Genomic DNA, 26509 nt, shown 5'->3' with positions numbered 1-26509 from the left:
TGGAGCGGTGATGACAACCCCTGACGCAGTCGGTCGCGTGGAGGCGGCCATGGTCACGATCCGCCGTCGGCAGACCCGCCGCACGTTCGCGGAGCAGGCCGGCCGAGCAGATCCGGTCCAGGAAGTTCTCGATGCCCTCGAAGCAGCCGGTACGACGCCGATCGGCGTCAACGGAGTCGCGGCCGCGCTCGGCGTGGACCAGCCGCGGGCCAGCAAGTTGGTGGCAGCGGCGGTCACAGCCGGACTGGTTCGTCGTGAGGCGGATCAGGCGGACGGACGCCGGACCAATCTGGTCCTGACCGACGCAGGCCGCGAGCAACTCGACGCCGTCCACGACCACCGGCGCCGGCGTTTCGCCACCGCGATGACCGGCTGGACAGAGCTCGAGCAGGAGAACTTCGCCCAGCTACTGACCCGCTTCGTCGCCGCGCTCGAGCACTGAGGACCGCTCGAGGTCCGGTCCTGGTCCGCGGACATGGACCGCGAAAGGGGCGTCGGGCTGCACCAGGCTTGAGCCCTCGATCCAGCCTTCCGCGGTGATCTCACCGGCGTACGTCATCCCGAGCCGGTCCATCACCGCCCGCGAGGCGTGATTGTGACGCTCGGTGAAAGCGATCACTGCCTGTGCTCCCAACGTCTCGAACGCGAACTCCAGCCCGGCCCGCCCGATCTCCGTCGCCAGCCCACGCCCGCGCGCCGACTCGACCAGCGCCCACCCCAACTCGAGCCGGTCGACCGCCCACTCCGCACCGACCAGCTCCTCGATCGCCACGGCCGTCGGCGTACCGGCTGTCATCCGGGACAACCCACCCCGCCCGGCCAACTCCCCACCAGACCGCTCGTACGCAATCCACTTGCACACCGAATCGCGCTCCCAGGCGCGATGCATCGCGGCCGCCCGCTCCGCAGCCACCTCCGGCGACCACTCCTCGCCGTACCAGCGCGCCACCCACGGATCCCCGAACAACCGCACCAGGTCCGCCACATGTCCGCCCAGGACCGCACCCGGTCCACTGATCGGTTCAAGTCGCAGCCGCTCGGTCAACCGCATCCGCACCACGTGCGCCACGATGTCCCGCAACCGCCGGTCCCCATCGGTCCGCCCCACCATCAACAACTCCAGGTCGTCCACCCCGACCCACGCCGACGCATCATGCTTCCCCACCTCCAACCGCGGCCGCCCGAGATCCCCGTCGACGGTGATCAGGTAGTCGAGCTCACGTCGTACGCGACCTTCGAGCTCCCACTCCCAGTCCGAGACGATCCCCAGCACCTCGCGAACCGTCCATCCCGTCTCCTCCTCGACCTCCCGCGCCAGCGCCTGCTCCGGCGTCTCGCCCACCTCGACATGTCCCCCGACAACGTCCCACTGCCCAGGCAGCAACCGTCGATCCGCCGTCCGCCGATGCACGTAAACCCGCCCACGCTCATCCCGAATCAGCGCACCCACACAATCGACGTTCCGCATGCTCAAAACCTAGACCGCTCGTCTGACAGAGTTCGTCCGTGCGGAACTCACCCATCATCCTGATGCTCGTCGCTCTCGGGCGGTGGGCGAAGTACGCGCCGTTGACGGCGTTCGCCGTACTGATCCTGTCGGGGGTTTTCGGCGATCTGGTGGTTCGTGACGTGGTTCGGTCCATCGGTGATGTTGCCGGGACGGACGAGCTTGTACTGCGGGCGGTCGGGTGGGCGTGGATGGGCGGGCCACTGGTGGTGATGACGGCGATGTTCGTGCTGCGGCGACGGCTGAGCCCGGTGCTGAAGGCGGTGCTGACCTATGTGATGTCGACCGTCGCGGCGAGTTCGTCGATGCTGCTCGGGCATCGGGGTGACGGCGGGAACGAGAAGCGGTTCGGTGACGTGCAGCATCTGGCCACACCGATCAGCTATGGGTGGGCGGCCGCGGTGGGGTCGGTCATCCTGACATTCGTGCTCGGCCTGGTCGTCCTGCTGATCGTGAGCAAGGTGGCCCGCAAGCCGTTGCCGACGGCTACTCAGGTGCGGGTCGGGTACGGCCTTGGCTGCCTGTGGGTTGTGTTGCTCGGGGTCAGCTTGTGGTTCGGGCTGACCGGTCCGCTGCCTAACTAGAGCCGAGCGGCTTTTCGGGGATGCGGTTGGGGATGAACGCTACGGCGACTATGAGTAGTACGGCGGCTGCCGCGGCGCCGTAGAAGACGTCGTGGATGGCGGGGGCGAGGACGGTGGCGGGGAGTTTTTCCAGGTCCTCGTGGGCGCCGCCGAGGCGGGCGGCGATCTCGCCGTTGGCCACTGCGCCGAAGGTGGCGACGCCGACGGCGCTGCCGACCGAGCGGGCGAACATGTTGGTGCCGGTGACGACACCGCGGTGCTGCCAGTCGACCGAGGACTGGGCCGCGACGACGGCCGGTGCGGAGGAGAAGCCGAGGCCGACGCCGATCACGAAGCAGGCTGCGGCGAGCTGCCACACGCTGCTGGTCGCACCGACGGTCAGCAGGATTCCGGCGCCCAGTACGACGAAGGCCGAGCCGAGCAGCATCGTCCAGCGGAACCCGAGCCGCAGGTAGATCCGGCCGGACAACGAGGCCGAGATCGGCCAGCCGATCGTCATCGCGGCCAGCGTGAAGCCGGCGATCAAAGCGGACGTCCCGAGCACGCCCTGCGCGAAGACCGGCACGTACGTCGACAGTCCCATCATCAGCAGGCCGATCAGGAACGCGGTCGCGTTGGCCGAGTTGAGCACCCGGCGGCTGAACACCCACGGCGGCAGGATCGGCTCGGCCGCCCGGCGTTCGACCAGGCCGAAGGCCACGATCAGGATCACCGCGACGGTCAGGATCACGATGCTGACGGGCGAATCCCAGGCCCACATCACGCCACGCTCGAGCAGGCCGAGCAGCAGCAGCGAACCACCGACAGCCAGCAGTACGGCGCCCGCGTAGTCGATCTGGTGTTTCGTCTTCTCGGCCGTCTTCTCCTGGAAGCGTTTGCGGAGCACGATCGCCGCCGCGATACCGAGGGGCACGTTCACGAAGAAGATCCAGCGCCACGAGATGTAGTCGGAGAAGACCCCACCGAGCGTCGGCCCGACGAACGACGAGATCCCCCACACGCTGGCCAGATAACCCTGGACCTTGGCCCGCTCGGCGACCGTGTAGATGTCGCCGATGATCGTCATCCCGATCGGCTGGATCGCACCCGCACCGATCCCCTGGATCAGCCGGAACGCGATCAGCGCCGGCATGCTCCAGGCGAACCCACATAGCACCGACCCGACAACGAAGAGCGTGACCCCGAACAGGATCATCGGCTTCCGCCCGCGCAGATCGGCGAGCTTGCCGTAGATCGGCACCGAGACCGCCTGGGCCAGCAGGTAGATCGAGAACAGCCAAGGGAACTGCGTGAACCCACCCAGGTCCTCGACCACCGAGGGAACGGCCGTGGCCAGGATGGTCGCGTCGAGTGCGACCAGCCCGGTACTCAGCATCACCGCGAGCAGAATCGGGCCGCGTTCCGACCGCAGCCCGACACCTCCGCGGTCGATCCGCTCGGTAGTCATGACAAAGGCCAACTTACGTGATCGTTGAACAACTCCGGCAGCGGCCATCCACAGGCCGATACGGACCGATACGCTCCGGGCGTGAGGATCCGTGACACCGTGCTGCGTGCCGTCGTGATCGTGCTGACCGCCTCGCTCAGCCTGGTCCTGCTCCCGATCGCGATCAACGTCGGCACCGGCGGTACGGCGCCCGCCTTCCTCGCCCCGTACGTCGCCTGGACGTGGCCGGCGATCGGCGTCCTCTGGCTGATCCTCGTGCTGACCGCCCTCGCCGAAGTCCGCAGCCGCCAACGGCCGGTGATCGCCAGCCGCTCGGCCGACAAACCCCGCAACCGGGCGAACGCGCTGGCCCAGGTGGACCGCTACCTGCAGCGGCGGGTCGATGTCTCCCTCGCCGCCCAGACCCGGGTCGCCCTGGCGCTCGACCAACGTCCCGAGGTGGTCGCCCGCCCGTACGACATCGTCGTCCGGCCGCTCGACAGTGAGCCGCACTCATTGCCGGAAGACGCCCACATCGCCACCGTCTTCGACGACCTCGAGTTCTCGATGCTGATCCTCGGCGCGCCCGGAGCAGGCAAGACGACCCTGCTCCTCGAGTTGGCCCGCACTCTCGCCGAGCAGGCGCACGCCGACGAGACCGAGCCGATCCCGGTCCTCGTGAACCTGTCGGGCTGGACGGCGTCGGTGTCGCGCGGTCCCGACGATCACCCGCGCGACAGCCCGCTGCTGGCCGGCTTCGTCCGCTGGCTGCTCGACGAGCTCGATAACCGGTACGGCATCCATCCCGCAGCGGGTCGACGGTGGTTGGTCAACGGCCGCTTCGCGCTGCTGCTGGACGGTCTGGACGAGATCGACCCCGCCCACCGCGACAAGCTGGCCGGCGTCCTCGACGAGCTGCGGATGAGCTACTCGATCGCCAGACTCGCCGTCACCTGCCGCACCCACGACTACGAGCACCTCAAGACTCCGCTCCGCGTCCAGGGCGCCGTCGACATCAGGCTCTCCCGGCAGCAGGTCCTCGACTACTTCGCCACCGTCGGCCCCGAACTGGACGGCGCCCGCGCAGCCATCGAGCAGGACGACGAACTGTGGGACCTCGTCAACTCCCCGCTGATGCTCAACGTCCTCCTCCTCGCCTACCAGGACCGCGACGTTGCGGCCGACGACCCGGCCGACGTACGACGCGGCCTGTTCGACACGTTCATCGTCGAGGTACTCGCCCGGCGCCGGTCCACGCAGCGCGAGTACGGCGCCCTCGCCGCCGTCCGCGCGCTACGAACCCTCGCCTGGCGCACCAGCAACCGCCGCGGCGCCCACACCGTGGTGCCGCGCTGGCCCAACCCCGGCAGCCAGGACGGCCTCATCCATCCGGACGTTGTGTACCTGCTGCACGTCGTTGGCCTGCCCGCTCTGCTCGGCGGCCTCGTGGCTGGGGCGACTCTGGCAACCACAGCTCAGTACGGCGTCGTCGCCGGCTTGACCGTCGCCGTACCGGCTGTCCTGCTCTCTGTCCGCTGGCCCGCCGCCCGAGACGTCATCTCGCTCCGCACCGGCGGTCGACGGCAGCTGGTTGTGCTGCTGCTGGGTCTGATCCTCGGACTGTCCACCAGTGTCGTTCTGCTCGTCGCCGCGATGGGACTGATCGAGCTGCTACCGGCAGCCATCATCCTCCAGGGTGGGTTCCCGCCTGGCTTCGTGATCGGTCTGTTCGTCGCGTGGGGCATCCGCACCCTCAGCTTCCCGCCGTCCTGGCCATACGAGGAGCGGCCGCTGGCCTACTGGCGGCTCGCGTCGTGGGCACTCGGCGGCGGCCTGGCCGGTCTAGCCCTGGCAGCAGCTCTGGGAGCCGACTTCACTGGACACGACCTCGCGGTCCTACCCGGTCTGCTCTTCGGATTCGTCTCCGTTGGCATCTGGCCCGGCCAGACGCTGCGTTCCGGCCGGCTCTACCGCGTCCTCTTCGACGTCCTCCTCTGTTGGAACGGCGACCTGCCCTGGCGCCGCCGCGCCTTCCTCACGTATGCAGCCGACCGCTTCGTCCTCGCCCGCACCGCGCCCGGCGAGTACTCCTTCATCCACCTGCTCATCCGCGACCACCTGGCCGACTGCAACCCGGACGAACTGGCGGCCAAGGTCAACCGCCGTAAGACCGCTCGCCGCTAGCGCACGCACTCGCTTTGCCAGCTCGATCGCTGAGTCGACCTCGGTCGGGGGTGTGAGCCTGTTGTGGGTGAAGGCGAACGACAGGCGTGTCGTCGGGTCGGCGTAAGCCTCCGAGCCACCCAGACCGCCGAAGCCGAACGCCTCCGGCCGGCCACCGGTCACCTCGTCACCATGCGAGTACCCGTAGGACTTCAGCACCGGTACGCCGACCACCACATCCGCGTCCCGCCGCCGGATGCGCGTGGCAGCGGCCAGCGTCTCCGCGGACAGCAGTGGCTCACCACCTGTTGCCAGTACGCCGTACAGTCGCGCTCCTGCACGCGCTGTCATCGTCGCGCCGAACGGCAGTGGCGCGGCCATCGACCACGATCGGCCCGGTGGCGTCGTACGGCGTGGAACCATCGACCCGATCGTCATCCCGCCGACGACCCGCTGGAACGTCTCCCCGAACACCGACGGGTCGAACGCGGAGTCGTCCACCTCGGCCAACCGATCCGCGAACTGCACAGGCGGGACGACGAACAGTTCGTCCGCGATCCCGAGCGGCTGTGCGATCAACGCGTGTACGGCCTCGCCGAGCGTCTGCCCGGACGCACCGCGGACGATGTGGTCGACGAGGTAGCCGAACGTGAGGCTGTGATACCCGGTCTGCGTCCCCGGCTCCCAGGCCAGCGGCTGTTCAGCGATCAGGCCCGCGACGAGCTTCTCATCGGCGATCTCGTCCGGCGTCAGCCCCGCGGGGAAGAACGGCACCCCGGCGCTGTGCTCCAGCACCTGCCCAACCGTGATCACGTCCTTGCCGTGCTTGCCGAAGGCCGGCCAGAGCTCAGCGACGCGATCGTCGTACCCGACGAGTCCGCGATCGACCAGGATGTGGACGACGGTCGCGCCGATCCCCTTGCTGACCGAGAAGACCGGGAAGAGCGTGTCCGGACCAGCGGTCCCCGCCCAGGCGTCGACGATCAGCTCACCGTCCAGACAGGCCGCGACCTGCAGCCCGCGTTCGCGGCCGCTGGCGACCAGATCATCGAGAAAATTCTGCACAGGGATCACTCCGTGACGGGTTCTTTGAGGGCGTAGCCGATCAGGGCACAGGCGAGGGGGAGGGCGATCAGGGTGGAGAGGGCGGTGTGGAGGGAGGTGTGCTCGGCGAGGGTGGCGAGGATCGGGGTGCCGATGCCGCCGATGCTGACGGCTAGTCCCAGCGTCATGCCGCCGGCGGTGCCGACGCGGGTGGGGAGGAAGTCCTGGCCGAGGGTGACGTGCAGGGAGAAGGGGACGGCCATGGCGATCGCGGTCAGCCCGAGGAAGCCGAAGAACGCCGGCCCGGGCACGAACACCAGCCCGGCCAGCGCCGGTACGGCGATCCCGTACGACGCGCGCAACGTCCGGATCCGCCCGAAGCGGGTGGCGAACCGGCCGCCGAGCAGGGTGCCGACCGCGCTCAAGGCGAACAGGATGAACAGGGCGATCCCGCCGGTGGTGGTTCCGCCGCCGACCCGTTGGCCGGCGTACAGGGCGATGAAGGTGCCGAGGCCGACGAACACGATCGAGCGGAAGACCATCATCACCGACAACCGCAGGAAAGACGACCAGTCATCAGAGCCTACGATCGCCAGACTGTTGCCCGCAGCAACAAAACTCGTGGACCGGACCGCCACGCGGGTGATCACCGCGCCGACCAACGCCGGAACGATCAGCACCGGCGTCCACCCCAACCCGCCGACCGCAATGATCGGTGTCACCAGCGCAGGCGCCAACGCGAACCCGAGGTTCCCGCCGACCGAGAACCAGCTCATCCCGACATGGCTGCCACCACTCACGGCCCGCGCCATCCGAGCCGCCTCGGGGTGGTAAGCCGCGACCCCGAGGCCCGACAATGCGGCCGCGAGCCACGCCAGCCAGTAGACGTCGCCGACCCCGATCAGCGCGATCCCGAGCCCGGCCGTCGTCATGCTCACCGGGATCAGCCAGGTCAACGGCCGCCGGTCCGTCAGCACCCCGAACACCGGCTGCACCACGGATGACAGCAGCGTCGCGGCGAGCGTGATCCCGGAGACTGCGACGTACCCGAGGCCGCGTTCGGCGACCAGGAACGGCACCAGAGCCGGTACGGCGCCTTGGTACACATCGACGCACGCATGCCCGATCGCCATCAGCCCAATGGGCGGGATTTTCCTCACCCATCGATCGTCGTCCCCACAGCGCGTGTCCGGCTTCCGATAAAATGCCAACCTATGCCGCAAACCCGCCAAGCTGATCAGGCCACCACCGGGATCCTGCCGATCCCCGCCGGTGGGGCGATCGACGCGCACTGGCATGACGAGCACCAGATCGTGTACGCCGGTCAGGGCGTGCTGGCTGTCACCACGGACGCCGGGAGCTGGATCGCCCCGGCCAATCGCGCCATCTGGATCCCCGCCGGCACCGTCCACGAACACCGTGCCTACGGCTACACCGCCCTGCACACCATCGGCCTGACCGAGAACCCGCTAGCTCTCGAGCTGCCGTCCGCGCTGGTCGTCAGCCCACTGCTGCGGGAGCTGATCCTCACCTACACAGCTCCCATGGACGAGCCAGCCGAACGCAGCAGGCTGTACGCCGTACTGCTGGACCAGCTCCGGCGGTCACCTCAACGCCCCACCTACCTACCCACTCCGAGCGACCCCCGCCTGGCGGCCCTCTGCGAGCTCCTCCACAACGACCCAGCCGACAACCGCACCCTCACCGAACTCGGTGCGCACGTCGGCGCGAGCGAACGCACCCTGAGCCGACTCTGCCGCTCAGACCTCGGCATGACCTTCCCGCAATGGCGCACCCAACTCAGACTGCACACAGCACTCAGACTGCTCGCGGCCGGCGAGTCAGTGACCCGAGTGGCTCACCAGTGCGGCTGGGCGTCGACCAGTGCGTTCATTGACACCTTCAGAAGGTCCTTCGGTCACACACCAGGCGCAAGCAAGGCCTGATCGAGGATTCTGCTCCACTGCCGCACAATTCCACGCCGACGCGCGCTGTCATCCGACAGCAGGTCAGCCAGCCCCAGTCCGCGTGCCATGTCCAGCACACCCTGCACCGTCTCCCGTACGCCGGGCGTCCGCTCCGAAACGTCCAGTACGTCGAGCAGTGCCCGGTGTGCACGCCGTCCGACCCGCTCTTCCAGCCGGACGATCTGCGCGCGCAGCGGCTCCTCGGTCGAGGCAGCAACCCACAGGTGCAGCGCGGCTTTGAAGAGCGGACCGGTGTAGACGTCCACGAGCAGGCTCACGATCGCCTCGGTCCGCCCCGGCCCGGCGGGCAGTTGCGCGGCCCGGATCTCCGCCAGCCGCACCTCGGTCATGTACTCGACCGCCGCCGCGAACAGGTCCGCCCGTGTCGGGAAGTGGTGCTGAGCAGCACCACGCGACACACCGGCCCGGGCCGCGACCACAGCCACCGTGGTTGCGGCGTACCCGACGTCGGCGAGCGAATCGACCGCGGCCTCCAGCAACCGCTGCCGGGTAGCCCGGCTGCGGTCCTGTTGGGGCGCTCGGACTGCCTCACTCACGCGCAGCCTCGCGCGCTCTGAGCTCACGCCGCAGGATCTTCCCGGACGCAGCCTTCGGCACCGCCTCGATGAACTCCACCTGCCGCACCTTCTTGTACGGCGCCACCCGCGCCGCTACGTACTCCAGAACGTCGGCCTCGGTCAGCCCCGACCCCGGCATCGGTACGACGAACGCCTTCGGCACCTCGTTGCCGTCCTGCACGACCCCGATCACCGCCGCATCCGCGATCCGCTCGTCGGTCAGCAGCACGGCCTCCAACTCGGCCGGCGGCACCTGGTACCCGTGGTACTTGATCAGCTCCTTGACCCGATCCACGACGTACAGATAACCGCGCTCGTCCTCCCGCCCGAGGTCGCCGGTGTGCAACCAGCCCTCGCGATCGATGGTCGCATCGGTCTCGGCCGGCCGACCGAGATAGCCCTTCATCACCTGCGGCCCGCGGATCCAGATCTCCCCGACCTCGCCGTCGGCCACATCGTTGCCATCGGCACCGACTATGCGCTGTTCGGTGGACGGGAACAGCTTGCCGACCGCGCCGGGCGGCGGCTCCGGGTCGTCCTGCGGGATGGCGTGCGTCCCCGGCGACAGCTCGGTCATCCCGTAGCACTGCAGCACTGAAGCCAGCCCGAGCCGCTTCGCGCACGCCTCGGCCAGCTCCGCATCCAGCGGGGCCGCCGCCGACGTCAGGTACTTCAGCGCCGACAGATCGACGCCGTCCACCGCCGGGTGTTTCGCCAGCGCCAGCACGATCGGCGGCGCGACGAACGCGCGGGTGATCTTCTGTTCGTCGAGCGTGGTCAGGAACTGCTGCAGCTCGAACTTCGGCAGTACGACGACCGTCACGCCGAAGCGGAACGGCAGATTCATCAGCACGGCCTGCCCGTAGATGTGGAAGAACGGCAGAATCGCGATGATCCGCTCACCCTCCTCCATCGAGAACGTGGCCTCGGCCTGGACGAGGTTGGTCGCGATGTTGCGGTGCGTCAGCATCACGCCCTTGGCGGAGCCGGTCGTCCCGCTCGAGTACGGCAGCACCGCGACGTCCTCGGCGGGATTGATGGTGACTGACGGCTCAGGCGCGGTCGAGGCGACCAGTTCCATGACGGAGCGGTAGCCCTCGGCCTGGTCGCAGACGAAGATCTCCGTGACGTCGGTGCCCTCGATCGCGGCCGTGGCGACCGGCAGGAACAACGAGATCGTCACCAGCAGCTTGGCCTTCGAGTCGACCAGTTGCTTGTGCAGCTCGTCGGCCGTGTAGAGCGCGTTGACTGTGGTTACGGTCGCACCCGCGCGGGTGGTGCCGTAGAAGACGACCGGGTAGAGGATCGTGTTCGGGCTGTAGAGCGCGACCACGTCACCGGGCCGGATCCCGAGCTCGGCCAGCCCGGCCGCGACCCGCCGCGTCATCGTGTCGAGCTGGGCGTAGCTGATCTCGCGGCCGCTGACCGCGTCCACGAGCGCGGGGCGATCGCCGTACTCCTGGGCGCGCCCGAGGACGGCATCGTGCAGCGGGACGTCAAGAATCTCGACTGGCGGAAACTGGCTGGTGATGATCATGGGCGGCGGCCTCTCAGTAGGATTTGGGGAGACCCAGGCTGTGCTGGGCGACGAAGTTGAGGATCATCTCCCGGCTCACCGGCGCGATCCGGGCCGCGCGAGCGGCCGTGGAGAGCGCAGCGACGCCGTACTCCTTGGTCATGCCGTTGCCGCCGAGCGACTGGACCGCCTGGTCGGTGGCGCGGACCGCAACCTCACCCGCGGCGTACTTGGCCATGTTCGCGGCCTCACCCGCGCCCAGGTCGTCACCGGCGTCGTACAGCGCGGCCGCCTTCTGCATCATCAGCCGGGCCAGTTCGAGCTCGATCTTGATCTGCGCCAGCGGGTGCGCGATCGCCTGGTGGGCGCCGATCGGAGTCTTCCAGACCGTCCGCTCCTTGACGTACGCGATCGCCTTGCCGAGCGCGTGCCGGGCGATCCCGATCGCGAACGCCGACGCCATGATCCGCTCCGGGTTCAGCCCCGCGAACAACTGCATCAGCGCCGCGTCCTCGGACCCGACCAACGCCTCTGGCGGCAGCTGAACGTCGTCCAGGAACAGCGTGAACTGCTTGTCCGGGCTGATCAGATCCATCTCGATCTGCTGGAACTCGACCCCGGCCGCATCCGTCGGTACGACGAACAACGCCGGCTTCAGCTTGCCGGTCCGGGCATCCTCGGTCCGCCCGACCACCAGCATCGCCTGTGCCACGTCGAGTCCGGAGATGAACACCTTCCGCCCGGACAACGACCAGCCGTCCTCGGTACGGCGGGCAGTCGTGGTGATCTGGTGCGAATTCGATCCCGCATCGGGCTCGGTGATCGCGAACGCCATCGTGGTCGACCCGTCGGCCAGCCCGGGCAACCACTGCTGCTTCTGCTCAGCCGTGCCGAACCGCGTGATCACCGTGCCGACGATCGACGACGACACGACCATCATCAGCAGCGGGCATCCCGCCGTACCGAGCTCCTCGAGCACGATCGACAGATCACCCATGCCGCCGCCACCGCCGCCGTACTCCTCGGGCAGGTTGACGCCGAGGTAGCCCAGCTTCCCGGCCTCCTGCCACAGCTCGCTGGTGTTCCCCCCGCTGCGCGCCTGCTTGTCGAACCACTCGTAGCCGTACTTCTTCCCCAGCTCGCCGACCGCCTTGCGCAGCGCTTGACGCTCTTCCGACTCCACGAAGCTCATGCGTTCTCCCCAACGACAGCCAGTACGGCGCCGACCTCGACCTGTTGACCTGCTTCGACCTTGAGCTCACCGACGACACCGTCGACCGGCGCGGCGATCGTGTGCTCCATCTTCATCGCCTCCAGCCACAACAGCGGCTGCCCCTGCTTCACCACCTCACCGACCTTGACCCCGACCCGGATCACCGTCCCCGGCATCGGCGCCACCAACGACCCCGCTGCCACCTGCTCCGACGGATCCACGAACCGCGGTACCGGAATCAGATTGACCGACCCCACACAAACCAGCCCGTCGTACGCCGCCACCTCGAACACCCGCCGTACGCCGTCAATCTCCAGTACGACGCGCTCCGGCGAACTCTCGACCAGCTGAATGTTGCCCTCGACCACCAACCCGTCCCGGGTCAGCCGATACTCCACGTCATAAGTGGTTTCGCCCACCCGATAGCTCTTCCGCTGGGGCTGCGACGCCAAGTTCCGCCACCCACTAGGCACCCGAACCGGCCCGGTCCGCCCCGCCGCGTCCGCCAACGCCGCCGCCAGCGCAGCCATCTCCGCGGACCCAGCGGCCCCACCAATCCCGTGCGTGGCGAAGAACGCAGTATCAGTCTCCCCAGCCAAGAACGCCGGATGCCTCAAGATCCACGCGAGCAGGTCCCGGTTGGTACCCACCCCATGGATGGTCGCCCGCTCCAGAACCCCCGCCAACCGCCTCGCAACGGCTGTCCGATCGGGGCCGAAGGCAACCACCTTGGCCAGCATCGAGTCGTAGTAAGGGGAGACGATCGACCCATCCTCCACCCCCGAGTCCACCCGCACACTCGGATCCACCGCGAACTTGTGAAGCACACCGGTCTGCGGCTGCCAGTCGTGGTGCGGGTCCTCGGCGTACAAGCGCACTTCGATCGCATGCCCCACGGTGGGAGGCGGCTCGTCCGAAAGCTTTAGGCCGTCCGCAACCGCGATCTGCAGCTCCACAAGGTCCAGCCCTGTGGTCTCTTCCGTGACCGGGTGCTCAACCTGGAGGCGGGTGTTCATCTCGAGGAAGTAGAAGTTCCCGTCCTCATCAGCCAGGAACTCAACGGTCCCCGCCCCGACGTAACTGATCGCCGCCGCAGCCTTCCGGGCCGCGTCGAACAGCAACGGACGCATGGATGGGATGCGGGAAACCAACGGCGACGGCGCCTCCTCGACCACCTTCTGATGCCGCCGCTGGATCGAGCACTCCCGCTCCCCGACCGCCCAGATCGTCCCGTGCTGATCAGCCAGGATCTGCACCTCGACATGCCGCCCGGCCGGCAGATACCGCTCGCAAAAAACAGTCCCATCTCCGAACGCCGACAACGCCTCCGCCGACGCCGCCTCGATCTCACCCGGCAGATCCGCGAGCCGCGACACCACCCGCATCCCGCGCCCACCACCACCCGCCGAGGCCTTCACGAGCACCGGCAGGTCAGCCTCCGAAACCTCAGCCGGCGTGAGCTCAGCCAATACCGGCACCCCAGCCGCGGCCATCAGCTTCTTAGCCTCGATCTTCGAACCCATCGACGAGATCGCATCCACCGGCGGCCCGATCCACGTCAACCCAGCCTCGATCACCGCTTGGGCAAACCCAGCGTTCTCCGACAGGAACCCATACCCCGGATGCACCGCATCCGCCCCCGCCCGCAGCGCCGCCTCAATCACCAACTCCCCGCGCAGATACGTCTCCCCAGGCGCGTTCCCCGGCAAATGCACCGCCGCATCCGCCTCATCGACGTACGGCGCATCGGCGTCAGCCGTGGAGTAAACGGCGACTGTCGACAGCCCCAACGACCGAGCTGTCCGGAACACCCGACGAGCGATCTCCCCGCGGTTGGCAACAAGCACGGATGTGATCACGCGCGGCTCCTTGGCTGAAGTGGACATCCGGATCACAGCCGAAAGACACCGAAGGAGGACGTGCCCTCCACCGGTGCGGAGTGGATCGCGGACAGACAGATACCCAGCACGGTTCGCGTATCCCGGGGATCGATGACACCGTCGTCGTACAGGCGTCCGGAGAGGAACATCGGCAGCGACTCCGCCTCGATCTGACCCTCGACGTACGCGCGCATCTTCGCGTCCCCGTCCTCGTCGTACGGCAGCCCCTTCGCCTCCGAAGCAGCCCGCGCCACGATCGACAACACCCCGGCCAACTGCTGCGGCCCCATCACCGCCGACTTCGCCGACGGCCACGCGAACAGGAACCGTGGATCGAACGCGCGCCCACACATCCCGTAGTGCCCGGCGCCGTACGACGCGCCCATCAGGATCGATACGTGCGGCACCTTGGAGTTGGCGACCGCGTTGATCATCTGCGCACCGTGCTTGATGATCCCGCCCTGCTCATACTCCTGACCGACCATGTACCCGGTCGTGTTGTGCAGGAAGATCAGCGGCGTATCCGACCGATTCGCCAGCTGGATGAACTGTGCCGCCTTTTGCGACTCCTCGCTGAACAGCACGCCGCGCGCGTTCGCCAGAATCCCCACCGGATACCCGTGCACCGACGCCCATCCAGTCGCCAGCGACGACCCGTACAACGGCTTGAACTCGTCAAACACCGACCCGTCCACCACCCGAGCGATCACGTCCCGCGGATCGAACGGGATCTTCAGATCCCCCGGCACGATGTCGAGCAGCTCGTCCGCGTCGTACAAAGGCTCCCGGTACGACGGCGCTGCCGCGGGCCCCTGCTTCGTCCAGTTCAACCGCGACACGATCTGCCGCCCGAGCCGGATCGCGTCCTGCTCGTCGACCGCGAAGTAGTCCGCCAGCCCCGACTTCCGCGCGTGCATCGACGCACCACCGAGCGATTCGTCGTCGGCGTCCTCACCGGTCGCCATCTTCACCAGCGGCGGCCCGGCCAGGAACACCTTCGCGCCCCCGTCGACCATCACCACGTAGTCGCTCATCCCCGGGATGTACGCACCGCCCGCGGTCGAATTGCCGAACACCAGCGCGATCGTCGGGATCCCTTCGGCCGACAGCCGGGTCAGATTCCGGAACATCGCGCCGCCCGGGATGAAGATCTCCTTCTGCGTCGGCAGATCCGCGCCGCCGGACTCGACCAGGCTGATCACCGGCAGCCGGTTCGCCCGCGCGATCTCGTCCGACCGCAACGCCTTCCGCAACGTCCACGGGTTACTCGCGCCACCCTTCACGGTCGGGTCATTCGCCGTGATCAGACACTCAACGCCCTCCACGACGCCGATCCCCGTCACCAAACTCGCGCCAACCGTGAAGTCCGACCCCCACCCAGCCAACGGCGACAACTCCAGAAACGCGCTGTCCGGATCAATCAGCAACTCGATCCGCTCCCGCGCCAGCAACTTCCCGCGCGCGTGATGCCGCGCCACATACTTCTCCCCACCCCCCGCCAACGCCTTCGCATGCTCAGCGTCGAGTGCCGCGAGCTTGTCCAGCATCCCCCGACGATTAACGTCCGAAGGATCGGAGGGCGTGGTCTCCGGATGTTCGGACGTTACGGTGCTCATGAGGTGTACCCCAGTCGTTTGGCTGCCAGGCTGGTGAGGATTTCGGTCGCACCACCGCCGATGCCGAGGATGCGTTGGTCGCGGTACTGGCGCTCGATCTCGGACTCGCGCATGTACCCGAGCCCGCCGTGCAACTGCAGCGCCTGGTCGCACACCCACTGCCCGGCCTCGACCGCCGTGTTCTTCGCGAAACACGTCTCCGCGATCACGTCATCGCCACGCTCGGCCCGCTCGGCGACGTGCTGCACGTACACCCGCGCGACGTCGATCCGCCGGGCCATCTCGGTGAGCGTGTGCTGAACCGTCTGCCGCGAGATCAACGGTCGCCCGAACGTCTCCCGATCCCGGCACCACCGCACAGTCAGGTCGAGCGCGCGCTGTGCGCCGGCGTACGCCTGGACGGCGAGCGTGAGTCGTTCAGCCACGAAGTTCACCGCCAGTTGGACGAAGCCCGAACCCGGCGCGCCGACGAGGTTCTGCACCGGCACCCGGACATCAGTGAAGCTCAGCTCGGCAGTGTCCGAGCAGAGCCAGCCCATCTTCTCCAGCTTCCGCGACACCTCGAACATCCCGCGTTCCAGCACCAGCAGACTGACCCCGTGCGCACCCGGACCCTCCGTGCGGACCGCAGTCGTGACGAAGTCCGCGCGCACCCCTGAGGTGATGTAGGTCTTCGCGCCATTGACCACAAAGAAATCACCATCGCGTACGGCGGTCGTCCGCAGCGACGCAACATCCGAACCACCATCGGGTTCGGTGATCGCGAGCGCGCCGATCAGTTCGCCTTCCAGCGTCGGCAGCACCCACCGGTCGATCTGCTCTTGATTGCCCGCAGCAACGATATGCGGTACGGCGATTCCACAGGTGAGCAGCGACGCGACCAACCCACCCGAACCGCCCGCGTAATGCATCTCCTCAACCACCGCGAGCATGTCGCGCAACGACCCACCGCCCCCGCCGACCTCCTCGGGAAACGCCACCCCGAGCAGCCCCAGCGCACCAGCCTTCTTGTGCAGTTCTCGCGGCAGCTCGCCGTCCCGTTCCCACTGATCCAGCTGCGGCAACACCTCCGCCGCCATGAACCGCCGCACGCTCTCTCTCAGTGCTAACCGTTCGGCGCTCACAGCAACATCTCCGGGATGTCGACATATCGAGATCGCAACCATTCGCCGACCGCCTTGGCCTGCGGATCGAACCGCGCCTGCGCGGCAACCCCTTCACCCAGCAACCCCTCGACCACGAAGTTCATCGCCAGCAGATTGGGCAGCAGGTACCGCGTCACGGTCAGCTCGGCAGTCTCCGGCAGCAACTCCTGGAACAGCTCAACAGTCAGCGTGTGCGCCAACCACCGCCACGCCTTCTCGTCGCGCACCCACACCCCGACGTTCGCGTCGCCGCCCTTGTCCCCGGACCGCGCACCCACGAGCCGTCCGAGCGGAACCTCACGCGTCCGCGGCCGACCCGTCGACGCCAGCGACGGCAACGGGATCGGCAGCCCCGCATCCTCAGCCGGAGTCAGAGGCTGCGTCTCCGCTGCAGGTTCGATGATCACCCGCGCCCCATCGGGCAGTACGACGACGTGCTCCACCTCGTGGATATCGACGTACCCGGCCCGGAAGACGCCGTACGGCGATCCGTCCCCAGGCGGCGCGACCGCGTGGAACCCGGGGTAGCTCGACAACGCCAACTCGACCGCAGCACTGGAGAACGCCCGGCCGACCACCTTCGGATCCGGATCCTTCACCGCGCAGCGCAGGAAGACGCTGGCCTCCTCCTCGGAATCCGCGTTCGGCTTCTCCGTCCAGGCGAGCGTCCACTGCAGCTCGGCCGGCTGCTTCGCGAGCCCTCGCTCGAGCTGCGCCTTGACCAGCTCGGCCTTCTCCTCCAACTGCAAGCCGGTCAGCACGAAGGTCACCTCGTTGCGGAAGCCGCCCACGCTGTTCAACGAGACCTTGTACGTCGGCGGTGGCGCCTCACCACGGACCCCGCTGATCCGGATCCGGTCGTCACCGTCTTCGCTGAGTTCGATCGTGTCGAGGCGGGTGGTCACGTCCGGACCGGCATACCGGGCGCCGGTGATCTCGTACAGCAACTGTGCCTTGACCGTGTCGATCGTGACCGCGCCACCGGTCTTGTCATGTTTGGTGATGATGCTGCTGCCGTCCGCATGGATCTCCGCGATCGGGAACCCGGGCCGGCCGAGGTCGCGGATCTCGCTGAAGAACGAGTAGTTGCCGCCCGTTGCCTGGCAGCCGCACTCGATCACATGCCCGGCGGCCACCGCGCCCGCGAGTTCGTCGTACTGGGTCCGCTTCCATCCGTGGTGCGCCGCGGCGGGTCCGACGATCACGGATGCGTCGGTGACGCGACCGGTCACGACGACGTCGGCCCCGGCCTGCAGTGCCTCGGCGATTCCCCAGGCGCCGAGATACGCGTTGGCCGTCAACGGCGTACCGAGGTCGAGCTCGGCGGCTCGGGCGAGCAGGTCGTCGCCCTCGACGTACGCGATCTTCGGATGCAGGCCGAGGCGGTCCGCGAGTTCTTGGATCGCTTGCGCGAGGCCAGCCGGGTTCAGGCCGCCGGCGTTGCTGACGATCTTCACGCCCCGATCGAGCGCCTCGCCGAGACTGGTTTCGAGCTGCTTCAGGAACGTCCGCGCATAGCCGAGCGACGGATCCTTCAGGCGATCCCGCCCGAGGATCAACATCGTCAGCTCAGCCAGGTAGTCCCCGGTCAGCACATCCAGCGGCCCACCGGTCAGCATCTCCTGCACCGCGCTGAACCGATCTCCATAGAACCCCGAAGCGTTCCCGATCCGGATGGGCGCGTTCACGCGAACTGCCCCGGCTCGCGTCCCTTACCCGGCAACCCCGCGAACGCCTGCACGATCCCCAGCCACTCGTCCGCATCCGCACCCTCGGCGACAACCGCGAGATCGTCGCGATGCCGCCGCTGAGTCGCCAGCAAACAGAAGTCCAACGCCGGCCCACTCACCCGCTGCGCCGCATCCTCCGGCCCCCAGCTCCACACATCCCCATCCGGCCCGGTCAACTCGACCCGAATCTCGGCGTCCGGTGCCGTCCGCCCGTGCAGCAGGTACGCGAACCCGCGCGTCCGCACCGCCAGATGCGCAACATGCCGCAGCCGATTGCTCGGCAGCCGCCGAACCCCCAGCGCATCAGCCACATCCTGCCCGTGCGCCCACGTCTCCATCAGCCGCGCAGTAGCCATCGACGTAGCGCTCATCGGCGGCCCGAACCACGGAATCTTCTCCCCAGCCGGCACCCCCTTCAGCACCTCGGCCAGGTCCGCCCGCGACTCCCGCCAATACACCAGCAACTGATCCGGCGGCAGCGCCGCACCCTCAGCCGCCGCATCGTCGACGTACCCAGTCGGATTGGCCGCCCCCTGCTTGAGCAGCTCCGCAAACCCCTCCGGCTCTGCCACCGCCATCCGCGCGGCCTCATCCGTCCACGCCAGATGCGCAATCTGATGCGCGATCGTCCATCCGTCAGCCGGCGTCGGCCGAGCCCACTCGTCAGCAGCCAACCCACCAACAAGCCGATCCAGCTCAGCACCCTCGGCCCACAGATCCGCCAGCACCTCGTCAACAAGCACGCGCACTCCCAGGGGGTGGAGATCGTGCCCCCGACATTGGCACGATCCCCAAAAAGAATCAAGCGCGCTTGTTTTCCGAATGAAGACTTTCGAGGACGGACAGCGCGCTCTCCAGCTACCCGGTTCCTGGTGGACCAATCGGATGTGCGGACCGCCAGCACTGACCAACTGCGCGCGGCCTGCTGGGTTCCCGCTCAGCGCGAGCGGCCTGAAGCGGTCAGGAGCGGGTTGATCAGTGGCGCAGGTCCGCCTCGCCGCCCCACCACAATCGCCGTACCCAAGTGGACCTGATGCGCTCGCGCGGCCCGGGTTCTTCGGTGGTCTAGTGAGGATGGCTTCGACGGCGGTGGAAAAGCTTTCGGTGGGGCATGCTGGGGTGTTACCCAAGAGGCATGCATGGTTCGCTGCCGGGGAAGGCCGCCGAGATCCGGGCGTTGTTGCTGAGTTTGATCGACACGCTGCCGGAGGGCGCTGCGCTGCCGCCCGAACGGGAGCTGGCCGTGCGCTGGAACGTGGCACGGATGACGTTGCGTCGTGCTGTCGACGAGCTCGTGATCGAAGAGCTGCTGGTACGGCGGCACGGCAGCGGCACGTACACCACCCGCCCGAAGGTGGCGCGCTGGCTGGGGATGATCGGGTTCTCCGAGGACATCCGCCGGCGCGGGATGCGGCCGGGCAACCAGGTACTCGAGTTCCGCCACCAGAAGGCTGAGCGGGCAGCCGCTCGGAGGCTGCGGATTCCGGTCGGGGATCCGATCATCGCGTTCACCCGATTGCGGCTGGCCGACGACTTCCCGATGGTGGTCGAGCGGACCACTTTGCCCGCGGCCTACGTTCCCGGCCTGGAGGCCGAGGATCTCAACGGGTCCATGTACGACCTGCTGACGAACCGCTACGGCATCGACGTGGTCAGCGGCACGTCGCGGCTCGAACCAGTCATGCCCGACGCCAAGACCGCCGCCTGGCTCGACATCCCGGTCACCCAGCCGTGTCTGGCCACCCACGGCATCAGCTTCGACAGTCGCGACCGCGTCTTCGAGTACACCTCGGCGCTCTACCGAGGCGACCGCTACGCCTTCACCACCGAACTCCGGATGACCCAAACCCCGCGAGCACGAGCCACCAGTTTCTAAATGTCGAGGCCGTCCGACCCGCTCCGACGTCGCCGACATGATCGAGAACAACCTTCAACTCGCCGACGGCCGGACGCTGCATGTGTACGACGCCGGATCGGACGGCGTACCCGTCATCTGGAACCACGGCACCCCGAACGTCGGTGCACCACCCGAACCACTCTTCGCAGCCGCGGAACGCCTCGGCCTCCGCTGGATTTCCTTCGACCGCCCCGGGTACGGCGGTTCTACCGTGGCCCGTGGCCGAACGGTCGCCTCCACAGCCCGTGACACCGAGTTTCTCGCGGATGCCCTCGGGCTCGATCGGTTCGCGGTCGTCGGCTACTCCGGCGGCGGAACCTTCGCGCTCGGCACCGCCGCCGTACTCGGTGATCGGGTGCGCGCCGTCGTCACGCTGGCCGCGATCGCGCCGTACGGGGCTGAGGGTTTGGACTGGTTCACCGGCATGGTTCCGTCCGGCGTCGCCGCCCTCGGCAGCGCGGCCGCGGGTGCCGAGGTGCGAGCCGCCTTGCACGACTCAGGATTCGAGTACGACGCCGGCTTCGCCGCTACCGACCACCGGCTATTCGAGGGCCCGTGGGGCTGGCTGGGCAAGGTCGCCGGCCCCGGCCTCGATGCCGGACCGTACGGGCAGATCGACGACGATGCGTCGTACACGCGCCCTTGGGGTTGCGACCCCAGCGCGATCACCGCGCCGACCCTGCTGCTGCACGGCACCGCGGATCGCATCATCCCGCCCTCGCACGGCGACTGGCTCGCCGCGCACTGTCCGACCGCCACGCTGCAACTCCACGAAGGCGCGAGCCACTTCACCATCGTCGAGCACGCGGAGGAGGGACTGGAATGGCTGGCGGGCCAGAACTGACGCCGTACGTGATCGATGTTCCGGAGGACGAACTCACCGACCTCCGCCAACGACTGGCCAATGTCCGCCGAGGGATCGACCCGGAGCTGCGGAAGCTGGTGGACTACTGGAGGGACGAGTACGACTGGCGGGTCTGGGAGCGGCGGCTGAATCAATACCCGCAGTACACGACGACGATCGACGGGACGAACGTCCACTTCCTGCACGTGCGCTCACCCCAGCCTCATGCGTTCCCGCTCATCCTCACGCACGGTTGGCCGGGCTCGATCGTCGAGTACGTCGACGTGATCGCCCCGCTGACCGAGGTCGGCTACGACCTCGTCATCCCGTCCCTCCCCGGCTACACCTGGTCCGGCCCGACCCCGGACCGCGGCTGGGGCCCACGCCGGATCGCTCGCGCCTGGGCGACGTTGATGGAACGGCTGGGCTACCACCGGTACGGCGCGGCCGGCAACGACTGGGGTTCGCACATCGCCCCGGAGCTGGGCCGAGTCGCACCGGACGCGGTGACCGGCGTACACGTCACGCAGCTGTTCTGCTTCCCGGAAGGTGAGTGGCTGGCGTACCCACCCACCGCCGAGCCTGACCGCACCGCACTGAGCCCCGAAGATCGCGCAGCCCTCGACAGCCTGCGCGAACTCCAACGCTCATCCGGCTGCTACGCCCACGTCCACGAGCAACGCCCCGACATCCTCGGAACCGCTCTGAACGATTCCCCAGTCGGCCTCCTCGCCTGGAACCGCCAAGCCATGCGCGACCTAGACCGCGACACCCTGCTCACCCACATCACGGCGTACTGGCTAACCGGCACCGCAGCCTCCGCCATGCGCCTCTACGCCGAGTACGCGAACCAACCCCCACCGGATGCCCCGACCACAGTCCCTCTAGCCCTCTCCCAGTTCCGCAACGACCTCCGCTCGATCCGCGCCTACGCCACCCGAGACCACACCAACATCACCACCTGGACCCACCACGATTCCGGCGGCCACTACGCCGCCCACCAATCCCCCACCCTCCTGGTGAACGACCTCCACACCTTCTTCAAGCACTCTCCGCCCAAGCCAGTACGACGTTGAGCACGGTTCAACCAAGTGCGCGGCCCGGCAAGTGGTTGATGCGTGCCCAAGGTGAGCCGGTCCGCCTGGCGAGCGCGGCCGAAATCCTTGACTCGGTCGGCGGGCCTGACGATACTCCGTATGTTAGGAAAGTTACCTAACAAATACTGACCTGGAGTGGGGCGATGGTGGCGATCGACAGGCGGACTGTGCTGAGGACGGCCGGTGGGGCCGGGCTGGCGGCCTTGCTGGCTGCGTGCAGCGGGGGCAAGGGCGCGACCACGGGGGATCAGGGCAGTGGGAGCAGCGGTGAGATCCGGGCGCTGTTCATGAAGCAGGCGGCGTACACCGAGGCGGACGTCACCAAGATGACGGCCTCGTTCACGGCCGCGAACCCGGGCATCAAGGTCACTCCGGAGTTCGTCGCCTACGAGGCGTTGCACGACAAGATCGTCGCCGCCGGGCCGGCCGGGACGTACGACGTGGTGCTGATCGACGTGATCTGGCCGGCCGAGTTCGGCAGCAAGAAGATGATCACCGACGTGAGTGGACAGTGGCCGGCCGAGTGGAAGACCGAGATGCTCGCCGGCGCGATCGACACCGCCGAGTACGACGACAAGTTGTACGGCGTCCCGTGGATCATGGACACCAAGTACCTGTTCCTGAACACCCAGCACCTGGACGTGGCCAACGCGAACCCGCAGTGGCTCGACACCTGGGAAGGAACGCTGAAGTCGGCCCGCCGGCTGAAGCAATCGGGCGTCGTGAAGTACCCGTTCATCTGGTCCTGGCAGCAGGCCGAGGCGCTGGTCTGTGACTACGCCCAGCTGCTCGGTGCGATGGGTGGCAAGTTTCTCGACGACTCGGGCAAGGTCGCTTTCAACGCCGGTGGAGGGGTCCAGGCGTTGGAGTGGATGCGGCAGACGATCGTCGACGGACTGACCAACCCGGCGTCGACCCAGTCGCTGGAGGCCGACGTACAGCGCGTCTTCCAAGCCGGCCAGGCCAGCATCGTACTGAACTGGACCTACATGTACGGCGCGGCCAACGACGCCAAGCAGTGCAAGGTCGTCGGCAAGGTTCAGGTCGCGCAGACGCCGAAGGGGAGTGTCGGCCGGCCGGGGGTGAACGGCGGGATGGCGCTGTGCGTCACCGCGGGCAGCAAGAACCAGGCCGCTGCGTTCAAGTACATCTCGCACCTGACCAGCCAGCCCGAGCAGGAGAAGTACGCGCTCTCCTCGCTGCCGGTCTGGGCGACGTCGTACGACGAAGATGCCGTCATCAAGACGAACCCGGCCGTCGTCCCGCAGGCGAAGAAGCAGCTGGACGACCTGATCCTGCGGCCGCAGGCGAAGAGCTACAACGCCTTCTCGCAGGTACTGCAGGCCGAGTTGCAGAACGCATTGCTCGGGCGCAAGCTGGCGCAGAAGGCGCTCGACGACGCGGCGGACAAGGCGAACAGCTTGCTGCAGTCGTGAAACCGGTGCGGGTCCGCGGCGAGGGGCGGTTCGCGCTGTTCCTGTTGTTGCCTGCGGCAACAGTCGTCTTCGGTGTGGTGCTCTACCCGGTACTCCGGACGCTGCTGATGTCGTTCTACAAGGTCGACAGCGCGATGCCCGGCAGCTATCCGTTCGCCGGGCTGAGCAACTACGCCAAGGTTTTCAGCGACCCGTCGTTCTACCCGGTGCTCGGGCACACGGCGTACTTCACGGTGGTCTCGACCGCGGCCGAGCTCGTCCTCGGCATGGGCGTCGCGCTGCTACTGAACGCGCCGCTACGCTTCAAATGGTTGTGGCGCAGCCTGGTCGTGCTGCCGTGGGCGCTGCCGACGATCGTCAACGGTGCCTTGTGGCGCTGGATCGACAACGGCCAGTACGGCGTCCTCAACCAGCTGCTCGGGACCGAGATCCAGTGGCTGGGCTCGCCGTTCCTGGCGTTGAACATGGTGATCGTCGCCGACGTCTGGAAGAACACCTCGATCGTCGCGTTCTTCCTGCTCGCCGGATTGCAGACGATCCCGAACGAACTGCGCGAGGCAGCAGTGGTGGACGGCGCCTCGACCTGGCGCACCTTCTGGCAGGTCGTCGTACCGCTGCTGAAGCCGAGTATCGCGGTGGTGCTGGTACTCCGCACGATCGAGGCGTTCAAGGTGTTCGACATCGTCTACGTGATGACCGGCGGCGGTCCCGCGTCCGGCACCCAGACCGTTGCCTTCTACACCTATCTGCAGGCGTTCTCGAACCAGCTCTTCGGGTACGGCGCCGCGCTCGCGTATCTGATCGTGATTGCGGTCGGAGCGCTGGCGATGTTCTACCTGCGGGTGCTCCGGCAGAACCAGATGGCGGGGGTCTGATGCGCAAGTTCCAATACGCGATGTGCGGTCTGCTGGCGATCGTCGTACTGGCTCCGTTCAGCTGGCTGGTGATCTCGAGCCTGTCCCCGGCCGACGAGCTGAACAACGGCTCGCTCCTGCCGACACATCCGACCTTCTCGCGTTATCAGGACATCTTCACGTCCGGTACCGACGGGATCGCCGGCACGTTCCGGGTCTCGATGCTGAACAGCCTGGTCGTCGCATCGGCGACCACGTTGATCTCGCTGGTGGTCGGGTGCCTGGGCGGCTACGCGTTCGCCCGCCTGCGATTCCGCTTCCGCCGTACGACGTTGTTCGCGTTCCTGGCGATCTACATGCTGCCGCCGATCGCGCTGGTGATCCCGCTCTACCTGGCCCTGGCGAACCTGCATCTGCTCGACACCCAGCTCGGCCTGATCGTCACCTACTGCTCGATCGTCACGCCGTTCTGCCTGTGGACCATGAGCAACTTCTACCTCAGCCTCCCGCCCGAACTGGAGGACGCGGCCCGCGTCGACGGCTGCTCGCGGCTGGGTGCGCTGGTCCGGATCGTGCTTCCGCTGGCCCGCCCCGGGATCGTCGCGACCGCGATGTTCGGCTTCCTGCTCGCGTGGGACGAGTTCCTGTACTCGCTGATCTTCACCTCGACCACGAACTCCAAAACGATCCCGGTCGCGATCGCCGAGTTCACCGGCAAGTTCTCATCGGACTTCGGCCTGGTGGCCGCAGGCGGCGTACTGGCTGCTCTGCCCCCGGTGCTACTGGCCCTGCTGTTCCAGCGCTACATCGTCAACGGCCTCACAGGCGCCGTCAAAGGCTGAGTCGCTCTGCTTCTCTGATATATTCGAGCAAATGTTCGAAGTCTCGATTTGAGAGAGCGCAGTGTTGCTGCGACAGCAGGTGCTTGAGGATGGATAACATCTGGTTCGTGGAGCCGATCCGGGCAGAGAGGGCCGCGCTGGTTGCGCTGCTGCAGCAACCTGGGGTCCGCTGGGCGGAGGTGACCGCCGAAGTCCTGGAGCTGGGAAGCGCGACGGTAGTCCTGGAGCGATATCTCGCTGGGGGTGACGTGCTCTTCGCGGTGGGTGATGCCCAGGCTGCTCTGGACAAGGCCGAGCGCGACATCCAGCAGTGGGAAGCAGAAGGTATCGGCGTTCACGCCTTCTACGACTCGAGCTACCCGGCACAGCTTCGTGATGTTCATCAACTGCCTCCGGTCATCTTCACGCGGGGTGAAGTGCGTGATGATCGAAGAGCTGTCGCCGTCGTGGGTACCCGGCAGGCCAGTGCGCGGGGGCTTGGTATCGCTCGTACGGTCGCTACGGCGCTCGCGAGGAATGATGTGACGGTTGTCAGTGGGCTTGCCGCCGGAATCGATACCGCAGCCCACACGGCCGCACTGCAGGCGCAGGGCCGGACCGTCGCTGTGATCGGGACTGGCATTCGGCGCGCCTACCCGGCAGCCAACGCCCAGTTGCAGCAGGAGATCGGTCGGAGGGGTCTGGTACTCAGCCAGTTCTGGCCCGACGGTGCCCCGACGAAGCAGACCTTTCCGATGCGCAACGCGGTGATGAGTGGGTACGCCGCTGCCACTGTCGTGGTCGAGGCGCCGTGGCGCAGTGGCGCCCGGATCCAGGCGCGGCTGGCGCTGCAGCACGGACGGCCGGTCGTGATGCCGCGTGAGCTACTCGAGCATGACTGGGCTCGCGACTACGCGGAGCGTCCCGGCGTGTACGTCGTGGACAACACCGAGGAACTTCTGGCGGTGACCGAGAAGCTGGTCGCCGAAGCTGCCGGAGGCTTCGAGTCGCCGCAGGAACTGTCGACCGTTGTCCAGTTCTGATCCACTGGAGTCGTTCCGGGCGTCGGTGGCCCGCCAGGCAGTCTTTCTGCGTAACCCATTGCCCGAGGGACCTGGCATCTGCCGTGTCTGCAGATCGGCCGCCAAGGATGCCTACGACATCTGCTTTCCCTGCCGGAGTCATCGAGAC

The 26509-nt window shown here is 67.5% G+C and carries 22 protein-coding genes and 1 pseudogene; 11 read left to right on the top strand and 12 right to left on the bottom strand.

Annotation, left to right across the window (positions count from 1 at the left end):
* The first annotated feature begins 10 nt into the window (after positions 1–10).
* Entirely contained in the window at positions 11–442 is a 432-nt protein-coding gene (locus E1261_RS02830) for a MarR family winged helix-turn-helix transcriptional regulator (RefSeq protein WP_132401394.1), read from the top strand.
* On the opposite strand, the gene E1261_RS45855 is transcribed toward E1261_RS02830, so the two are convergent.
* The gene (locus tag E1261_RS45855) at positions 407–1468 is read right to left on the bottom strand and encodes a GNAT family N-acetyltransferase (RefSeq protein WP_202874257.1); all 1062 of its coding nucleotides are present in this window, start codon (positions 1466–1468) and stop codon (positions 407–409) included. The genes E1261_RS02830 and E1261_RS45855 overlap by 36 nt on opposite strands.
* A gap of 38 nt (positions 1469–1506) precedes the next feature.
* Between E1261_RS45855 and E1261_RS02815 the strand changes: the two genes are divergently transcribed.
* Positions 1507–2091: a hypothetical protein gene (locus E1261_RS02815; protein WP_132401295.1), complete on the top strand. Its 585-nt coding sequence runs from the start codon at positions 1507–1509 to the stop codon at positions 2089–2091.
* Here E1261_RS02815 and E1261_RS02810 read toward each other — a convergent pair.
* The gene (locus tag E1261_RS02810; protein WP_132401292.1) at positions 2084–3538 is read right to left on the bottom strand and encodes an MDR family MFS transporter; all 1455 of its coding nucleotides are present in this window, start codon (positions 3536–3538) and stop codon (positions 2084–2086) included. The two genes, E1261_RS02815 and E1261_RS02810, sit on opposite strands and share 8 nt — an antisense overlap.
* An 81-nt stretch (positions 3539–3619) precedes the next feature.
* On the opposite strand from E1261_RS02810, the gene E1261_RS45850 reads away from it, so the two are divergent.
* Entirely contained in the window at positions 3620–5701 is a 2082-nt protein-coding gene (locus E1261_RS45850) for an NACHT domain-containing protein (RefSeq protein WP_238175969.1), read from the top strand.
* A gap of 27 nt (positions 5702–5728) precedes the next feature.
* Here E1261_RS45850 and E1261_RS46235 read toward each other — a convergent pair.
* Positions 5729–6745: pseudogene (locus E1261_RS46235) on the bottom strand (serine hydrolase domain-containing protein); the annotation flags it as partial.
* Positions 6746–6750: 5 nt separating this feature from the next.
* On the bottom strand, positions 6751–7884 hold the full coding sequence (locus E1261_RS02800) for an MFS transporter (RefSeq protein WP_238175968.1): 1134 nt from the start codon (positions 7882–7884) through the stop codon (positions 6751–6753).
* A gap of 54 nt (positions 7885–7938) precedes the next feature.
* On the opposite strand from E1261_RS02800, the gene E1261_RS02795 reads away from it, so the two are divergent.
* Positions 7939–8670: an AraC family transcriptional regulator gene (locus E1261_RS02795; RefSeq protein WP_132401286.1), complete on the top strand. Its 732-nt coding sequence runs from the start codon at positions 7939–7941 to the stop codon at positions 8668–8670.
* On the opposite strand, the gene E1261_RS02790 is transcribed toward E1261_RS02795, so the two are convergent.
* From E1261_RS02790 to E1261_RS02755, 8 genes are all read right to left on the bottom strand, one after another.
* Positions 8643–9248 (bottom strand): TetR family transcriptional regulator, encoded by a 606-nt coding sequence (locus E1261_RS02790; protein ID WP_132401283.1) that lies wholly within the window; start codon positions 9246–9248, stop codon positions 8643–8645. The two genes, E1261_RS02795 and E1261_RS02790, sit on opposite strands and share 28 nt — an antisense overlap.
* Positions 9241–10806: an AMP-binding protein gene (locus tag E1261_RS02785; protein ID WP_132401280.1), complete on the bottom strand. Its 1566-nt coding sequence runs from the start codon at positions 10804–10806 to the stop codon at positions 9241–9243. Before E1261_RS02785 ends, E1261_RS02790 begins: the two co-directional genes overlap by 8 nt.
* A gap of 13 nt (positions 10807–10819) precedes the next feature.
* Positions 10820–11977 carry an acyl-CoA dehydrogenase family protein gene (locus E1261_RS02780; protein WP_132401277.1) on the bottom strand — a complete coding sequence of 386 codons (1158 nt, stop codon included), beginning with the start codon at positions 11975–11977 and terminating at the stop codon, positions 10820–10822.
* The gene (locus E1261_RS02775; RefSeq protein ID WP_165952331.1) at positions 11974–13857 is read right to left on the bottom strand and encodes an acetyl/propionyl/methylcrotonyl-CoA carboxylase subunit alpha; all 1884 of its coding nucleotides are present in this window, start codon (positions 13855–13857) and stop codon (positions 11974–11976) included. Before E1261_RS02775 ends, E1261_RS02780 begins: the two co-directional genes overlap by 4 nt.
* A gap of 32 nt (positions 13858–13889) precedes the next feature.
* Positions 13890–15425 carry an acyl-CoA carboxylase subunit beta gene (locus tag E1261_RS02770; RefSeq protein ID WP_238175967.1) on the bottom strand — a complete coding sequence of 512 codons (1536 nt, stop codon included), beginning with the start codon at positions 15423–15425 and terminating at the stop codon, positions 13890–13892.
* 65 nt (positions 15426–15490) lie between these two features.
* Positions 15491–16660 (bottom strand): acyl-CoA dehydrogenase family protein, encoded by a 1170-nt coding sequence (locus E1261_RS02765; protein WP_132401268.1) that lies wholly within the window; start codon positions 16658–16660, stop codon positions 15491–15493.
* On the bottom strand, positions 16615–18327 hold the full coding sequence (locus tag E1261_RS02760; protein ID WP_132401265.1) for an acyclic terpene utilization AtuA family protein: 1713 nt from the start codon (positions 18325–18327) through the stop codon (positions 16615–16617). The genes E1261_RS02765 and E1261_RS02760 overlap by 46 nt, the downstream gene beginning before the upstream one ends.
* Complete coding sequence (locus tag E1261_RS02755; RefSeq protein ID WP_132401262.1) at positions 18324–19112, bottom strand: TIGR03084 family metal-binding protein; 789 nt, start codon at positions 19110–19112, stop codon at positions 18324–18326. The genes E1261_RS02760 and E1261_RS02755 overlap by 4 nt, the downstream gene beginning before the upstream one ends.
* 392 nt (positions 19113–19504) lie before the next feature.
* Between E1261_RS02755 and E1261_RS02750 the strand changes: the two genes are divergently transcribed.
* From E1261_RS02750 to E1261_RS02720, 7 genes are all read left to right on the top strand, one after another.
* Positions 19505–20245: a GntR family transcriptional regulator gene (locus E1261_RS02750; RefSeq protein WP_165952330.1), complete on the top strand. Its 741-nt coding sequence runs from the start codon at positions 19505–19507 to the stop codon at positions 20243–20245.
* Between the two features lie 37 nt (positions 20246–20282).
* Positions 20283–21110, top strand: a complete 828-nt coding sequence (locus E1261_RS02745; protein WP_132401256.1) for an alpha/beta fold hydrolase — start codon at positions 20283–20285, stop codon at positions 21108–21110.
* Positions 21089–22186 carry an epoxide hydrolase family protein gene (locus E1261_RS02740; protein ID WP_132401253.1) on the top strand — a complete coding sequence of 366 codons (1098 nt, stop codon included), beginning with the start codon at positions 21089–21091 and terminating at the stop codon, positions 22184–22186. Before E1261_RS02745 ends, E1261_RS02740 begins: the two co-directional genes overlap by 22 nt.
* 164 nt (positions 22187–22350) lie before the next feature.
* Positions 22351–23643: an extracellular solute-binding protein gene (locus E1261_RS02735; protein ID WP_132401251.1), complete on the top strand. Its 1293-nt coding sequence runs from the start codon at positions 22351–22353 to the stop codon at positions 23641–23643.
* Complete coding sequence (locus tag E1261_RS02730) at positions 23640–24518, top strand: carbohydrate ABC transporter permease (protein ID WP_238175966.1); 879 nt, start codon at positions 23640–23642, stop codon at positions 24516–24518. The genes E1261_RS02735 and E1261_RS02730 overlap by 4 nt, the downstream gene beginning before the upstream one ends.
* Positions 24518–25339 (top strand): carbohydrate ABC transporter permease, encoded by an 822-nt coding sequence (locus E1261_RS02725; RefSeq protein WP_132401248.1) that lies wholly within the window; start codon positions 24518–24520, stop codon positions 25337–25339. Before E1261_RS02730 ends, E1261_RS02725 begins: the two co-directional genes overlap by 1 nt.
* 89 nt (positions 25340–25428) lie before the next feature.
* The gene (locus E1261_RS02720) at positions 25429–26361 is read left to right on the top strand and encodes a DNA-processing protein DprA (RefSeq protein WP_132401245.1); all 933 of its coding nucleotides are present in this window, start codon (positions 25429–25431) and stop codon (positions 26359–26361) included.
* Positions 26362–26509 lie beyond the last annotated feature (148 nt).

The sequence above is a fragment of the Kribbella albertanoniae genome (assembly GCF_004348455.1).
Taxonomy (GTDB): domain Bacteria; phylum Actinomycetota; class Actinomycetes; order Propionibacteriales; family Kribbellaceae; genus Kribbella; species Kribbella albertanoniae.
Note: the sequence above shows the minus strand (reverse complement) of the source record. Positions and strands in the feature narration are given on the sequence as shown.